The following is a 13,974-nucleotide window of genomic DNA, read 5'->3' as shown; positions in this document are numbered from 1 at the left end:
GGGAAGCAGCCGCGGAAGGCGGGCCGGCCGGCGTACGGGCCTCAGCCGCCCCGGCGGCGCTCCCGCCCCGCGAACCGGCGCCCGAACCCGCCCCCTTGCCCGCTGTCCTGCCCGCGTCCTTGCCCGGTCCGGCACTCGTGTCCGAGCCGGCACCCGAAGACGAAGACGCACCAGCGCCGGAACCGGAACCGGCGTCAGCAGACGCCGAACCGCTCCCGCCGGCCGCCGACTTCGTGCGGGCCGCGGCCGCCGAGGTGGCCGCGGCCGCAGCCACGGCGGCCTTGCGCACCGACCGCAGCGCCCCGCGCAACCGCTCGGCCGCGTCCTCGCCCCGCTTGCCCCCGGTGCCCGCCGGGCCGCCCTCGTCGTCCCGCCGGCCGGGCTGCGCGGGCAGCGGTACGACCCTGGTCGCGTCCGCGGGCGGCTCCGGCTCGGCCGCCTTCGGCTCGGGCGCGTTGACGACGGCGTTGAGCATCGCCCGCGCGCCCGCGTCGTCGAGGCGCTTGACCGGGTCCTTGTTGAGCAGGCCGTGGATGACGTCCCTGAGCGGGCCGGCGTTCTTCGGCTCCTCCAGTGGCTCGGTCATGACCGCGGTCAGGGTGGCGATCGCCGAGCCCTTGTCGTAGGGCGGCGTGCCCTCGACCGCCGCGTACAGCAGGCCGCCGAGCGACCACAGGTCGGCCGCCGGGCCCGGCTTGTGGCCGCGGGCCCGCTCCGGCGAGATGTAGGAGGGGGCGCCGACGAGCATGCCGGTCGAGGTGATGGACGGGTCGCCCTCGACCTGTGCGATGCCGAAGTCGGTGAGCACCACCCGGCCGTCCTCGGCGATGAGCACGTTGGACGGCTTCACGTCGCGGTGCAGGATGCCCTGACGGTGCGCGGAGCGCAGCACGTCGAGGACCGCGAGCCCGACCTCGGCCGCCCGCCTCGGCTCCAGCAGGCCGTCCTCGCGGATGGCCTCGGCCAGGGACTTGCCCTCGACGAGTTCCATGACGATCCACGGCCGGTCGTCCTCGTCGACCACGTCGAAGACGGTGACCGCGCTGGTGTCGCGGATCCGCGCGATCGCCTTGGCCTCACGCAGCGTGCGCGTGATCAGGCGCCGTTTCTCGTCCTCGTCGATGTTCGACGGGAACCGCAGCTCCTTGACGGCGACCGTCCGGCCCAGGGTCTCGTCCTCGGCCCGCCACACCGTGCCCATGCCGCCGCGGCCGAGTACGTCTCCCAGCCGGTACCGCCCGGCGAGGAGACGCTGGCTCTTGTCCTGAGCAGTGTCCTGACGAGTGTCCTGACGAGATGTCCCCGCCCGCTCCGCCTCCGACATGCGTCCCCTCATGCAACCCGCCCTGACAGAGCCTCCATTGTCTCTCACCCGACAAGTGCTCAACGCCCAGGGGGCCCCTGGGGACACCCTGTACGGCGGTGAACAACGCGCTGCGTGCGACGGAGTGACGGGCCGTGACAAGGAAACGGCCGTGGGCACCGGCGCTCCGGGACACATCCACCCTTAAGGGTCCTGCCTCGCGGGACCCGGGCCGTCACAACGGCACGATGTCCGGCGCCCCCAGCCGGGCCGCGTCGGCCGTCAGGTCGTCGGGCTGGCGCTGCGACTCCCGTTCGGCCTCCACCCGCTTCTCGTAGTGCTGGACCTCGCGCTCCATCTGGTCCTTGTCCCAGCCCAGCACCGGCGCCATCAGCTCGGCGGCGTCGAGGGCGCTGAGCGTGCCCCGGTCGAAGGTCTCGATGGATATCCGGGTGCGCCGGGTCAGGACGTCGTCCAGGTGCCGTGCACCCTCGTGCGAGGCGGCGTAGGCGATCTCGGCGCGCAGGTAGTCGTCGGCGGCCTGGAGGGGCGCGCCGAGGGCGGGGTTCTCGGTGATGAGGGCGAGGATCTCCAGCGCCGCGGAGCCGTACCGGTTCAACAGGTGCTCCACGCGCACCACGTGGAGGCCGGTGTCTGCGGCGATGCGCGCCCGCGCGTTCCACAGCGCGCGGTACCCCTCGGCGCCGTACAGCTGGATCTCCTCGGTGACGCAGTCGGCGACCCGCATGTCCAGTCCGTGCACCGCTTCGTCGACGGCGTCCTTGGCCATCACCCGGTACGTCGTGTACTTGCCGCCCGCTACGACGACCAGCCCCGGCACCGGATGGGCGACCGTGTGCTCGCGCGAGAGCTTGCTGGTGGCGTCGGACTCGCCGGCCAGCAGGGGCCGCAGACCCGCGTACACGCCCTGCACGTCGTCGCGGCCGAGCGGCACCGCGAGCACCGAGTTGACGTGCTCCAGCAGGTAGTCGATGTCTGCGCTGGAGGCGGCCGGGTGCGCCTTGTCGAGGTCCCAGTCGGTGTCGGTGGTGCCGACGATCCAGTGCCGCCCCCAGGGGATGACGAACAGCACGGACTTCTCGGTGCGCAGGATCAGCCCGGTGGTGGAGTTGATGCGGTCCTTGGGCACGACGAGGTGGATGCCCTTGGAGGCCCGGACGTGGAACTGGCCGCGCTCGCCCACCATGGCCTGGGTGTCGTCGGTCCACACCCCGGTGGCGTTGACGACCTGCTTGGCGCGGACCTCGTACTCGCCACCGCCCTCCACGTCCTGCACCCTGGCGCCGACCACGCGCTCGCCCTCGCGCAGGAAGCCGGTGACCCGGGCCCGGTTGGCGGCCTTCGCGCCGTACGACACCGCGGTGCGCACCAGGGTGGCCACGAAGCGGGCGTCGTCCATCTGGGCGTCGTAGTACTGCAGCGCGCCGACCAGGGCGTCCTTCTTCAGGCAGGGGGCGACGCGCAGGGCGTGACGGCGGCTCAGGTGACGGTGCAGGGGCAGCCCTCGACCATGGCCGCGGGCCATCGACATGCCGTCGTAGAGCGCGACGCCCGAGCCGGCGTACCAGCGCTCCCAGCCCTTGTGCTGCAACGGGTACAGGAACGGCACCGGCCTGACCAGGTGCGGGGCGATGCGCTCGAGCAGCAGGCCGCGCTCCTTCAGCGCCTCCCGCACGAGCGCGAAGTCGAGCATCTCCAGATAGCGCAGCCCGCCGTGTATCAGCTTGCTGGAACGGCTCGACGTGCCCGATGCCCAGTCGCGCGCCTCGACTATTCCGGTGGTCAGACCGCGGGTGACGGCGTCCAGGGCCGTGCCCGCGCCGACCACGCCTCCGCCCACGACCAGGATGTCCAGCTCACGCTCGGCCATTCCCGCCAGTGACTCGGCACGCTGCGCCGGCCCCAGTGTCGCTGTCCTCACCGCTGCCTCCCGCTGTCGGTCGCGTCGGCCGCACCCGTCGGGCGAAGCCCGTTCCCATCCCTCCCCGGTCCCCCCGCCTCCTCCCCATGCCCAAATTCTGACCGGGTTGCCCGTCTTCAGCCACCAGTCGGCCCCGGCCTGTGGACAACCCGCACCGCTTCACCGAGAAACACGCTGGTCAATCCCGCAAAACGGTCATATTTACTCCTAGTCTGACATTGCGCCCGCTCGTCCTGTCCACAGGGCTTGCGGGCCTGCCACGCCTCGGTTATTGGGAAGGACGGCCCACGCCATGCCCGCAGATCTCGCCGTCATCGGACTCGGTCCTCTCGGCCTGCCCCTGGCCCAGGCCGCCGTCGCCGCCGGCATCCCCACCCTCGGGTACCGGACCGGGGACGAGTCCGGCTCCCTCAGCCCCGCCGAACTGCGCCGGATGCTCTCGGGGGGCTTCCGGCCGGCCACCAACCCGGCCGAGCTCGGCCGGGTGCGCACCGCGGTGATCTGCGCGCCGACCCCGCGGGCCGCGGACGGCGGGCTCGACCTGAGCCAGGTGGAAGCCGCCGCCCGGGCGCTCGCCGAGCGGCTGCGCCCGCACACCACCGTGATCCTCGAGTCGCCCGTGCATCCCGGGACCACGGAGGACTTCCTGCGCCCGCTCCTGGAGAAGGGCTCGGGCCTGCGCGCGGGGCGCGACTTCCACCTCGCCTACTCCCCCAGCCGTGTCGACCCCGGCAACCGCGACGTCACCCCCGCCAACACGCCCAAGGTGATCGGCGGCCTGACCCCTGCCTGCACCGAGTCGGCCGCCGCGTTCTACGGCCGGCTCACCGACAAGGTGGTCCGCGCGCGCGGGCTCAGGGAGGCGGAGACGGTCCAGCTCCTGGAGACCAACTACCGCCACGTCAACATCGCCCTCGTCAACGAGATGGCCGTCCTCTGCCACGACCTCGGCGTCGATCTTTGGGACGTGGTGCGCTGCGCCGAGACCAAGCCCTTCGGCTTCCAGGCCTTCCGCCCCGGCCCCGGCGTCGGCGGCCACGGCCTGCCGCAGGACCTGGCCGGGCGGGCGGGCCGCGGCCTGCGGATGGTCGAACTCGCCCAGCAGGTCAACAGCCGCATGCCGCGCTACGTCGTCCAGCGCGCCGCCACCCTCCTGAACGAGCACGGCAAGTCGGCCCGGGGCGCCCGGGTCCTCCTGCTGGGCGTCACGTACAAGCCCGACCTCGCCGACCTCCAGGGCACGCCCGCCGAGGAGATCGCCGTCCGGCTGACGCGGCTCGGCGCCTCCGTCAGCTACCACGACCCGCACGTGCCCGCGTGGAGCATCCTGGACCGGCCCGTGCCGCGCGCGGACTCGCTGTACGAGGCGGTCGCGGACGCCGATCTGACGATCCTGCTCCAGCAGCACCGCACCTACGACCTGCAGGGGCTGTCGGTGAAGGCGCAACTGCTGCTGGACACGCGGGGGGCTGCGCCCACCGGGGCGGCGCATCGGTTGTGAAGGGGGCGTGTGCGAGGTGGTTGTGCTTCCGGGGCTGATGGCGTGGGGCTCCCGGCGTCGGCAGCGTACGAGCGCGGAGTTCGCCGGCCCGGCGGCGGGCTGTGACGATCCTGTGGGGTGCCGTGCCACCCGACGGCGGTTCCGGTAGCGCACGGGAGGGTGGAGCCCACCGCAGAGGCCACTGCGGCAGGCTCCTGGTCGATTCACGAGTGTCCGCCCCTCGTTCTTGGAGGGGTGGCCGCTCACCGACCGAAGATCCGCGAGATCCGCCTCCTCCGGAACTTCACCGGCCGAAGCCAGTGCCGCCCCAGCCGAAGCCGGCTGCGATCCCAGAGAGTGGGCTTGCGGTGACGGCCCATGGGGCGTGCGCCCCCGCACCGCCAGAACACGCCCCCACCTGGGCACACGCCCCGGACACACCAAAGGGCCCGGTCACCCGCCTGAGCGGGTGACCGGGCCCCTGAAGTGATCGCCCCGGGAGTTATCGCCGGTGCTGCGAGTCCGCCACCGTCACCTCGACCCGCTGGAACTCCTTCAGCTCGCTGTACCCGGTCGTGGCCATCGCCCGCCGCAGCGCACCGAAGAAGTTCATGGAGCCGTCGGGGGTGTGGGAGGGGCCTGTGAGGACCTCCTCGATGGTGCCGACCGTGCCCAGGTCGACCTTCTGGCCGCGCGGAAGCTCCTCGTTCACGGCCTCCATGCCCCAGTGGTGCCCCGTGCCGGGCGCGTCGGTGGCGCGGGCCAGCGGGGAGCCCATCATCACCGCGTCGGCGCCGCAGGCGATCGCCTTGGGCAGGTCGCCGGACCAGCCGACACCGCCGTCCGCGATCACGTGCACGTACCGGCCGCCGGACTCGTCCATGTAGTCACGGCGGGCGGCGGCCACGTCCGCGACCGCGGTGGCCATCGGGACCTGGATGCCCAGCACGTTGCGCGTGGTGTGCGCGGCGCCGCCGCCGAAGCCGACCAGGACGCCCGCCGCGCCGGTGCGCATCAGGTGCAGGGCCGCGGTGTACGTGGCGCAGCCGCCGACGATCACCGGGACGTCGAGCTCGTAGATGAACTGCTTCAGGTTCAGCGGCTCGTGCGAGGACGAGACGTGCTCGGCCGAGACCGTCGTACCGCGGATGACGAAGATGTCCACGCCCGCGTCCACGACGGCCTTGGAGAACTGGGCCGTGCGCTGCGGGGAGAGCGCTGCGGCGGTCACCACACCCGCGTCGCGCACCTCCTTGATGCGCTGCCCGATCAGCTCCTCCTTGACGGGGGCCGCGTAGACCTCCTGGAGGCGGCGGGTGGCGGCCTCGGCGGGCAGCTCGGCGATCTCGTCCAGCAGCGGCTGCGGGTCCTCGTACCGCGTCCACAGGCCCTCGAGGTTGAGCACGCCCAGGCCGCCGAGCTCGCCGATGCGGATCGCGGTGGCCGGGGACACGACGGAGTCCATGGGTGCGGCCAGGAAGGGCAGCTCGAAGCGGTAGGCGTCGATCTGCCAGGCGATCGAGACCTCCTTCGGGTCCCGCGTACGGCGGCTGGGGACGACGGCGATGTCGTCGAAGGCGTACGCCCGGCGGCCGCGCTTGCCGCGCCCGATCTCGATCTCAGTCACGTCTGTGGCCTTTCCCTGATGCGTCTCAGCGTCTTCCAGTATCGCCGACGCCCATGACAAGGGCGGCCCCGGAGGATCCGGGGCCGCCCTCAGACATGCTCCACGCGCGCGTGGATCACCTCTCGTTGCTGTAGTTCGGTGCCTCGACCGTCATCTGGATGTCGTGCGGGTGCGACTCCTTCAGACCCGCCGAGGTGATCCGCACGAACTTGCCGTTCGCCTGGAGCTCGGGGACCGTCCGGCCGCCGACGTAGAACATCGACTGGCGCAGGCCGCCGACCAGCTGGTGGACGACCGAGGACAGCGGGCCTCGGTAGGGCACCTGGCCCTCGATGCCCTCGGGGATCAGCTGCTCGTCGGAGGCGACGCCCTCCTGGAAGTAGCGGTCCTTGGAGAACGACCTGCGGTCGCCGCGGGACTGCATGGCGCCCAGCGAGCCCATGCCGCGGTAGGACTTGAACTGCTTGCCGTTGATGAACAGCAGCTCGCCCGGGGACTCCTCGCAGCCGGCCAGCAGTGAGCCCAGCATCACCGTGTCGGCGCCGGCGACCAGGGCCTTGGCGATGTCGCCGGAGTACTGCAGACCGCCGTCGCCGATGACCGGGATGCCGGCCTCCCTGGCGGCGAGGGAAGCCTCGTAGATCGCGGTGACCTGGGGAACGCCGATGCCTGCGACCACCCGGGTCGTGCAGATGGAGCCGGGGCCGACACCGACCTTGATGCCGTCGGCGCCCGCGTCGACCAGGGACTTCGCGCCGTCCCGGGTGGCGACGTTGCCGCCGATGACGTCGACGCCCGACGAGTTCGACTTCACCTTGGCGATCATGTCGCCGACCAGCCGGGAGTGGCCGTGCGCGGTGTCGACCACGATGAAGTCGACGCCCGCCTCGATCAGGGCCTGGGCGCGCTCGAAGGCGTCACCGGCCACCCCGACCGCCGCGCCGACCAGCAGGCGGCCCTTGGCGTCCTTGGCCGCGTTCGGGTACTGCTCGGCCTTGACGAAGTCCTTGACGGTGATCAGGCCCTTGAGGATGCCCGCGTCGTCCACCAGCGGCAGCTTCTCGATCTTGTGGCGGCGCAGCAGCTCCATGGCGTCCACGCCGGAGATGCCCACCTTGCCGGTGACCAGCGGCATCGGCGTCATGACCTCGCTGACCCGGCGCGAGCGGTCGGGCTCGAAGGCCATGTCGCGGTTGGTGACGATGCCGAGCAGCTTGCCGGCGCCGTCCGTGACGGGGACGCCGCTGATGCGGAACTTGGCGCACAGCGCGTCGGCCTCGGCGAGCGTGGCGTCCGGGTGGATGGTGATCGGGTTGGCCACCATGCCGGACTCGGAGCGCTTGACCAGGTCGACCTGGTTGGCCTGGTCCTCGATGGACAGGTTGCGGTGCAGCACGCCGACGCCGCCCTGGCGGGCCATCGCGATCGCCATGCGCGACTCGGTCACCTTGTCCATCGCCGCGGACAGCAGCGGGATGTTGACCCGCACGTTCCTGGAGACGTACGAGGCGGTGTCGATCTCGTCGGGCGCCATGTCCGACGGGCCCGGCAGCAGCAGCACGTCGTCGTAGGTCAGCCCGAGTGTCGCGAATTTCTCGGGCACTCCGTCGACGTAGGCAGTCATGACACCTTCCCCAAATGGCCTTGCTCGGTGCGGATGTCCATGCTAACGGGAAGCTGGGGTGTCTCATTCCACGGTGGACGGCGACCCTGGGCTTCGTATGTTCGTACGGAAGCGGCGGGCGGCCTGTTCAACTGAGCGGCGGGCAACGGCTGCGCGGGGCGCGGCTACTGCTCGGCGAGGGCGCGCAGCCTGCTCAGCGCGCGGTGCTGGGCCACCCGGACCGCGCCCGGTGACATTCCCAACATCTGTCCCGTTTCCTCCGCCGTCAACCCCACCGCGATGCGCAGGAGCAGCAGCTCGCGCTGGTTCTCCGGGAGGTTGGCCAGGAGCTTCTTGGCCCACTCGGCGTCGCTGCTGAGCAGGGCGCGCTCCTCCGGGCCGAGGGAGTCGTCGGGGCGCTCGGGCATCTCGTCGGAGGGCACGGCCGTCGAGCCGGGGTGCCGCATGGCCGCGCGCTGCAGGTCGGCGACCTTGTGGGCGGCGATGGCGAAGACGAACGCCTCGAAGGGGCGACCGGTGTCCCGGTAGCGCGGCAGGGCGAGCAGAACGGCTACGCAGACCTCCTGGGCGAGGTCCTCGACGAAGTGGCGCGCGTCGCCCGGCAGCCGGGACAGCCGGGTGCGGCAGTAGCGCAGCGCGAGCGGGTGGACACGGGCGAGCAGATCGTGCGTGGCCTGCTCGTCGCCGTCGACAGCACGGTGGACGAGCGCACCGATCGCCCCATGGGCAAGTGCCGCCTCGTCGTCACGCATCGGTCCATGGTGCCTTGGCGTCTTCCCATCCGCGGCATCGCCTTCGTGGTTGTGCACCGAAGCGTTATGAGCAGGTGCGCCGGAACTCATCCCTTGCGCCCTCCCCTTCCGCTCGACCGACTCGTCCCCGAGGAACTCCACACCTCCAAGGATGCGGCATCCGCGGCGAAACGAGCGTCGGCCGCCCGGTGGGCCGCTTTGCCACCGGCATCCGCCCTGCGGTGAAGGCACCGCGATTGCGGGTGTCGTCGCAGGTGTCACCGGTCATCACCCTCGGCACCAGGGCGGTCCGGTGAACGGACGCTCCCCCACGCCCGATCGCGCGCGTGGGGGTGCCGCCGTGTTTCGCCGGGCCGGGCCGACCGGCCCCCGCCGCCGGGAGCGCCGGGAGGTGGCCCGGCACTCCGGACCCGGGCCTGCGAGCCCGGGACCCGGACGGGGTCCTAGCGGACCAGACCCCACCGGAAGCCGAGCGCCACCGCGTGCGCGCGGTCCGAGGCGCCGAGCTTCTTGAACAGGCGGCGGGCGTGCGTCTTGACGGTGTCCTCGGAGAGGAACAGCTCACGGCCGATCTCCGCGTTGGACCGGCCGTGGCTCATGCCCTCCAGGACCTGGATCTCACGCGCGGTGAGCGTCGGCGCCGCACCCATCTCGGCCGAGCGCAGCCGGCGCGGGGCGAGCCGCCAGGTGGGGTCGGCCAGGGCCTGCGTCACCGTGGCGCGCAGCTCCGCGCGGGAGGCGTCCTTGTGCAGATACCCGCGCGCGCCGGCGGCCACGGCGAGCGCCACGCCGTCGAGGTCCTCGGCGACGGTGAGCATGATGATGCGGGCCCCGGGGTCCGCGGACAGCAGACGCCGGACCGTCTCGACGCCGCCCAGGCCGGGCATGCGCACGTCCATGAGGATGAGGTCGGAGCGGTCGGCGCCCCAGCGGCGGAGGACTTCCTCGCCGTTGGCCGCCGTCGTCACACGCTCGACGCCGGGCACGGTCGCGACCGCGCGGCGGAGCGCCTCTCGGGCAAGCGGGGAGTCGTCGCAGACGAGGACGGATGTCATGGCCGCCCTCCGCAGCTGATGCGCGTCACCTTGAGCCTCCAGGCTGGTACGAAATCGTCACCTGTGCGGTCGACCGTCTCGGACGCCTGCCCGAGCACTTGTGTTTTCAACCGCCTCCGCACTCTCAACGACGGTCACTCGAAAGAGTTACGGGGCTGTGTGCCATCTTCGGCACTCTACGTGAGGGAGCGGACACAGCGCAGACACGAACGTCAGACCCTCAACTTTTCATCACAAGCTATGCCCCGTTTAGCCCCTTTTGTTCCCGTTTCTAGGTGTCTAGGGCTAGATTCGCAATGAGTCATATTTTCATCTCCTTAGATCGGAGATGTACGGTCGTTGGCACCGTATCCGCCACGAACGGCTACAAGGGGTCACGTAATGGCAGATTTCTCCCGCCTTCCCGGACCGAACGCGGACCTGTGGGACTGGCAGCTGCTGGCTGCCTGCCGCGGCGTGGACAGCTCGCTCTTCTTCCATCCCGAGGGCGAGCGCGGGGCGGCTCGGAGCGCTCGAGAGAACTCGGCGAAGGAGGTCTGCATGAGGTGCCCCGTCCGTGCGGAGTGCGCGGCACACGCCTTGGCGGTGCGCGAGCCGTACGGAGTGTGGGGCGGCCTGACCGAGGACGAGCGCGAAGAGCTCATGGGGCGGGCACGGAACCGGCTGGTGACGGCATCGTCGACCAGCGGGGACCCCGCCTCGAACAACTGAAGGAAACGTTTCTTCGTCATTTGGCCTATCTACCGGCAAAAGGGCACGCCCGCGCGTGCCCTTGTTTTCGCCGTTCGCGGCCCTACCCGGCGCTCGCGCGCGCCAGTTCCTCCAGGGTGGCGGCCACCGCCGGCACCTGGGCCAGGTCGGGCAGGGTGAGCGCGACGATCTCCCGCCGCACCGCCGGCTCGAGCTCGACGATGCGCGCGCCCCGGGGCCGTACGGACTCGATCGCGAGCTGGGGCAGGACGGCGACCCCCAGTCCCGCCCCCACCAGTCCCACCACGGCCGGGTAGTCGTCGGTGGCGAAGTCGATGCGCGGCGTGAAGCCGGCGCTCTCGCACGCCCGCACCAACTGGCCGCGACAGCGCGGACAGCCTGCGATCCACGGCTCGCCCGCGAGTTCGCCGATGGCGACGGACCCCGCGCGGGCCAGCCGGTGCCGCTCGGGCACGAGTCCCACGAGCCGGTCGGTGAGCAGCGGCCGGACGACCAGGTCCTCCCACTCCTTCGCGCCGGCGGCGCCCTCGTAGCGGAAGGCGAGCGCCACGTCGCAGTCGCCCTCGCGCAGCAGCTCGACCGACTTCGGCGGCTCGGCCTCCTCGAGGGAGACCCGGGTGCCGGGGTGCGCGGCGCGCAGCGCGGCGAGCGCGGTCGGCACGAGCGTGGAGCTCCCGCTCGGGAAGGAGACGAGCCGCACGCGTCCGGCCCGCAGCCCGGCGATGGCGGCGACCTCCTCCTCGGCGGCGGTGAGCCCGGCGAGGATGCCGCCCGCGTGCCGGACGAGCGCCTCGCCGGCCTGTGTCAGGCGCATCTCGCGGCCGGTGCGCACCAGCAGCGGGGTGCCCACGGACGATTCCAGGGCCTTCATCTGCTGACTGACGGCGGGCTGGGTGCAGCCCAGCTCGCGCGCCGCCGCCGAGAAGGAGCCGCCGGCGGCCACGGCGCGCAGCACACGGAGATGACGAGCCTCGATCACCGTCCAAGCATAAGCGAGTCTTGGGACGTATGCCGAATATTGCGTCGACACTTTGACATCCGCTCCCCTACCGTGCGGGCATGAAGCTTCTGTCGGTCAACCTGGGCCGCCCGCGGGCCGTGCCGTACACCGACCAGCCCGAGGGCCTGACCGGCATCGACAAACGTCCGGCCGACGGGCCGGTGCGGGTGGCGGCGCCCGGGGCGAAGGGCGTCGGGGCGAGCGGTCTGGCCGGGGACTCGGTGTGCGACACGCGGCACCACGGAGGCGACGACCAGGCGGTCTACGCGATGGCGCGCGAGGACCTCGACGAGTGGGAGCGCGAGCTGGGCCGCACCCTGCCGAACGGCTCCTTCGGCGAGAACCTCACCACGCAGGGCATCGACGTGTCCGGCGCGCGGATCGGCGAGCGCTGGCGCATCGGCCCGCCGGCCGGCCCGTCGGTGCTGCTGGAGGTCACCTGCGGCCGGATTCCCTGCCGTACCTTCCAGGGCCATCTGGGTGAGCAGGGGTGGGTGAAGCGGTTCACGCGCAGGGGGGCGCCGGGCGCGTATCTGCGGGTCCTGGAGCCGGGCGAGATCCGGACGGGCGACCCGATGGAGATCGTGCACCGCCCTGACCACGACGTGACGGTGGCCCTTCAGTTCCGGGCCGTCACGACCGAGCGCTCCCTGCTGCCGCGCCTGCTCGCCGCGGGTACGGCGCTGCATCCGGAGTCGCTGGCGGCGGCGCGGAAGTACCTGGAGGCGTCCGCGGGCTGACCGTGGGTCACCGGCTGTCCCTCCATCTGATCGTCATCGATCGGAAGGACTCGTGCGGAGATCGGAGTCACCCGCTCCCGGCCACTAATCTTTCGTCATGACAACGGCTCTGATTACGGGATCGACCGCGGGCATCGGCGCCGCGTTCGCGCGACGGCTGGCGGCGGACGGGCACGACCTCGTACTGGTGGCGCGGGACACCAAGCGCCTGCGCGACCAGGCGACCGAGCTGCACGACCGGCACGGCATCGAGGCGGAGGTGCTGACGGCCGACCTGGCGACGGACAAGGGCATCGAGGCGGTCGCCGCCCGGCTGGGTGACCGCCGCAACCCCGTCGACCTGCTGATCAACAACGCGGGCTTCGGCAACAAGGGCCGCTACCTCGACGTGCCGATGGCCGACGAGCTCAAGATGCTCAAGGTGCACATCGAGGCGGTGCTGCGGCTGACGTCGGCGGCGACGGAGGCGATGCGCGAGCGCGGCCGTGGCGGGGTCGTGAACGTGGCGTCGGTGGCCGCCTTCGTGCCGCGCGGCACCTACGGGGCGTCGAAGGCGTGGGTCGTGCAGTTCACGCAGGGCGCGGCGCGGGACCTGGCCGGCACCGGTGTACGCCTGATGGCGCTGTGCCCCGGCTTCGTGCGCACCGAGTTCCACCAGCGCGCCGGGATGGGCACGGACAACATCCCGAACTGGATGTGGCTGGACGCGGACAAACTGGTCGCGGCGGCCCTGGCGGACCTGGCCCGCGGCAGGACCCTGTCGATCCCGGACCCTCGCTACAAGGCGCTGATGGGCCTGGTGAAGGTGACACCGCGCGGCCTGCTGGGCGGCATCACGTCGAAGACCGGGCGCAAGTACGGACCGCAGTGAAGGTACGGAGCCGGCGCTACGGAGGTGACGTCGTCGCCCCGGTGGGAAAATGGCCCTGACGGAAGCCGGACCAGGGGGGCCGGAGGCGGCGTCATGACCTTTGTACAGCTCATCGAGTGCAGGACGAGCCGGTTCGACGAGATGAACCGGCTGATGGACACCTGGGTCGAGCAGACCAGGGGAAAGCGGACCGCCTCGCACGCGGTGGTCGGCAAGGACCGCTCGGACGGTGCGCACATCGTCGAGATGGTGGAGTTCCCGTCGTACGAGGAGGCGATGCGGAACTCGAAACTCCCGGAGACCGACGAGATCTTCCGGAGCATGGTCGCCCTGTGCGACGAGACGCCCACGTTCACCGACCTGGACGTGGTACGGGACGAGCCGTTGTACGCGGTGACCGCGCGGCGGCTCTTCGAGACCCTGGCGACGGCGGGCGACCTGCCGCCGCTCAACGATCTGCTGGACGAGGACGTGCACAGCCACGACCCGGTCAACCCGCAGGACACGATCGGCCTGGACGCCGTCTGCGGCGAGTACCGGATGTGGCGGAACGCCTTCGCCTTCACGTTCACGATCGAGGACCTGATCGCCCAGGGCGAGAGGGTGTGCGCCCGCTGGACCTGGAACGCCACCCACAAGGGCGACTTCCTGGGCATCGCGCCCACCGGGAAGCAGGTCACCATGACCGGCACGACGATCATCCGCTTCGCCGGCAGCGGCAAGATCGCCGAGACCTGGTGGCAGCACGACCAGCTGGGCCTGCTGCAGCAGCTGGGAGCGCTGGACGAGCTGGAGAACTGAATGCGGTAACGGCACGGCGAAGGCCCGGCCCCCTTCGGCAGGGGGACGGGCCTCGGTGTTTGCCGAAG

The 13,974-nt window shown here is 71.6% G+C and carries 12 protein-coding genes; 5 read left to right on the top strand and 7 right to left on the bottom strand.

All coding sequences use genetic code 11. The features are described from left to right. Together ACH4UM_RS01435 and ACH4UM_RS01430 are read right to left on the bottom strand one after the other, a co-directional pair. Positions 1-1,324 (bottom strand): serine/threonine-protein kinase (locus ACH4UM_RS01435; protein WP_398172314.1); only part of this gene is annotated, 1,324 nt, incomplete at its 3' end. Between the two features lie 214 nt (positions 1,325-1,538). Beyond that, positions 1,539-3,245, bottom strand: a complete 1,707-nt coding sequence (locus tag ACH4UM_RS01430) for a glycerol-3-phosphate dehydrogenase/oxidase (protein ID WP_398172312.1) — start codon at positions 3,243-3,245, stop codon at positions 1,539-1,541. A gap of 292 nt (positions 3,246-3,537) precedes the next feature. Between ACH4UM_RS01430 and ACH4UM_RS01425 the strand changes: the two genes are divergently transcribed. Further along, a complete protein-coding gene (locus ACH4UM_RS01425) occupies positions 3,538-4,746 on the top strand; it encodes a nucleotide sugar dehydrogenase (protein ID WP_398172310.1) in 1,209 nt (402 codons plus the stop codon). Between the two features lie 481 nt (positions 4,747-5,227). On the opposite strand, the gene ACH4UM_RS01420 is transcribed toward ACH4UM_RS01425, so the two are convergent. The 4 genes from ACH4UM_RS01420 to ACH4UM_RS01405 form a co-directional block, all read right to left on the bottom strand. Further along, complete coding sequence (locus ACH4UM_RS01420; protein ID WP_398172308.1) at positions 5,228-6,352, bottom strand: GuaB3 family IMP dehydrogenase-related protein; 1,125 nt, start codon at positions 6,350-6,352, stop codon at positions 5,228-5,230. 115 nt (positions 6,353-6,467) lie between these two features. Beyond that, on the bottom strand, positions 6,468-7,976 hold the full coding sequence (guaB, locus tag ACH4UM_RS01415; RefSeq protein WP_398172306.1) for an IMP dehydrogenase: 1,509 nt from the start codon (positions 7,974-7,976) through the stop codon (positions 6,468-6,470). Positions 7,977-8,140: 164 nt separating this feature from the next. Beyond that, entirely contained in the window at positions 8,141-8,728 is a 588-nt protein-coding gene (locus ACH4UM_RS01410) for a sigma-70 family RNA polymerase sigma factor (protein WP_398172304.1), read from the bottom strand. Between the two features lie 443 nt (positions 8,729-9,171). Then, positions 9,172-9,783: a response regulator transcription factor gene (locus ACH4UM_RS01405; RefSeq protein ID WP_003948568.1), complete on the bottom strand. Its 612-nt coding sequence runs from the start codon at positions 9,781-9,783 to the stop codon at positions 9,172-9,174. A gap of 381 nt (positions 9,784-10,164) precedes the next feature. On the opposite strand from ACH4UM_RS01405, the gene ACH4UM_RS01400 reads away from it, so the two are divergent. Then, positions 10,165-10,494: a WhiB family transcriptional regulator gene (locus tag ACH4UM_RS01400; RefSeq protein ID WP_398172302.1), complete on the top strand. Its 330-nt coding sequence runs from the start codon at positions 10,165-10,167 to the stop codon at positions 10,492-10,494. A gap of 82 nt (positions 10,495-10,576) precedes the next feature. Here ACH4UM_RS01400 and ACH4UM_RS01395 read toward each other — a convergent pair whose 3' ends face one another. Next, positions 10,577-11,473 (bottom strand): LysR family transcriptional regulator, encoded by an 897-nt coding sequence (locus ACH4UM_RS01395; protein WP_398172300.1) that lies wholly within the window; start codon positions 11,471-11,473, stop codon positions 10,577-10,579. Positions 11,474-11,553: 80 nt separating this feature from the next. Between ACH4UM_RS01395 and ACH4UM_RS01390 the strand changes: the two genes are divergently transcribed. The 3 genes from ACH4UM_RS01390 (at position 11,554) to ACH4UM_RS01380 (ending at position 13,906) form a co-directional block, all read left to right on the top strand. Then, on the top strand, positions 11,554-12,234 hold the full coding sequence (locus tag ACH4UM_RS01390) for an MOSC domain-containing protein (RefSeq protein ID WP_398172298.1): 681 nt from the start codon (positions 11,554-11,556) through the stop codon (positions 12,232-12,234). Positions 12,235-12,331: 97 nt separating this feature from the next. Continuing rightward, a complete protein-coding gene (locus tag ACH4UM_RS01385; protein WP_398172296.1) occupies positions 12,332-13,105 on the top strand; it encodes an SDR family NAD(P)-dependent oxidoreductase in 774 nt (257 codons plus the stop codon). 93 nt (positions 13,106-13,198) lie between these two features. Next, the gene (locus ACH4UM_RS01380; RefSeq protein ID WP_398172294.1) at positions 13,199-13,906 is read left to right on the top strand and encodes an ester cyclase; all 708 of its coding nucleotides are present in this window, start codon (positions 13,199-13,201) and stop codon (positions 13,904-13,906) included. Positions 13,907-13,974 lie beyond the last annotated feature (68 nt).

The sequence above is a fragment of the Streptomyces sp. NPDC020801 genome (assembly GCF_044334385.1).
GTDB lineage: Bacteria > Actinomycetota > Actinomycetes > Streptomycetales > Streptomycetaceae > Streptomyces.
The sequence above is the reverse complement of the archived record's forward strand: the minus strand, read 5'-3'. Positions and strand labels throughout refer to the sequence as shown.

Excerpts from the sequence above, each read along its gene's own strand:
- ACH4UM_RS01425 (WP_398172310.1), top strand. The coding sequence starts at position 3,538 with ATGCCCGCAGATCTCGCCGTCATCGGACTCGGTCCTCTCGGCCTGCCC.
- ACH4UM_RS01410 (WP_398172304.1), bottom strand. The coding sequence starts at position 8,728 with ATGCGTGACGACGAGGCGGCACTTGCCCATGGGGCGATCGGTGCGCTC.
- ACH4UM_RS01385 (WP_398172296.1), top strand. The coding sequence starts at position 12,332 with ATGACAACGGCTCTGATTACGGGATCGACCGCGGGCATCGGCGCCGCG.
- ACH4UM_RS01405 (WP_003948568.1), bottom strand. The coding sequence starts at position 9,783 with ATGACATCCGTCCTCGTCTGCGACGACTCCCCGCTTGCCCGAGAGGCG.
- ACH4UM_RS01380 (WP_398172294.1), top strand. The coding sequence starts at position 13,199 with ATGACCTTTGTACAGCTCATCGAGTGCAGGACGAGCCGGTTCGACGAG.
- guaB (WP_398172306.1), bottom strand. The coding sequence starts at position 7,976 with ATGACTGCCTACGTCGACGGAGTGCCCGAGAAATTCGCGACACTCGGG.
- ACH4UM_RS01400 (WP_398172302.1), top strand. The coding sequence starts at position 10,165 with ATGGCAGATTTCTCCCGCCTTCCCGGACCGAACGCGGACCTGTGGGAC.
- ACH4UM_RS01390 (WP_398172298.1), top strand. The coding sequence starts at position 11,554 with ATGAAGCTTCTGTCGGTCAACCTGGGCCGCCCGCGGGCCGTGCCGTAC.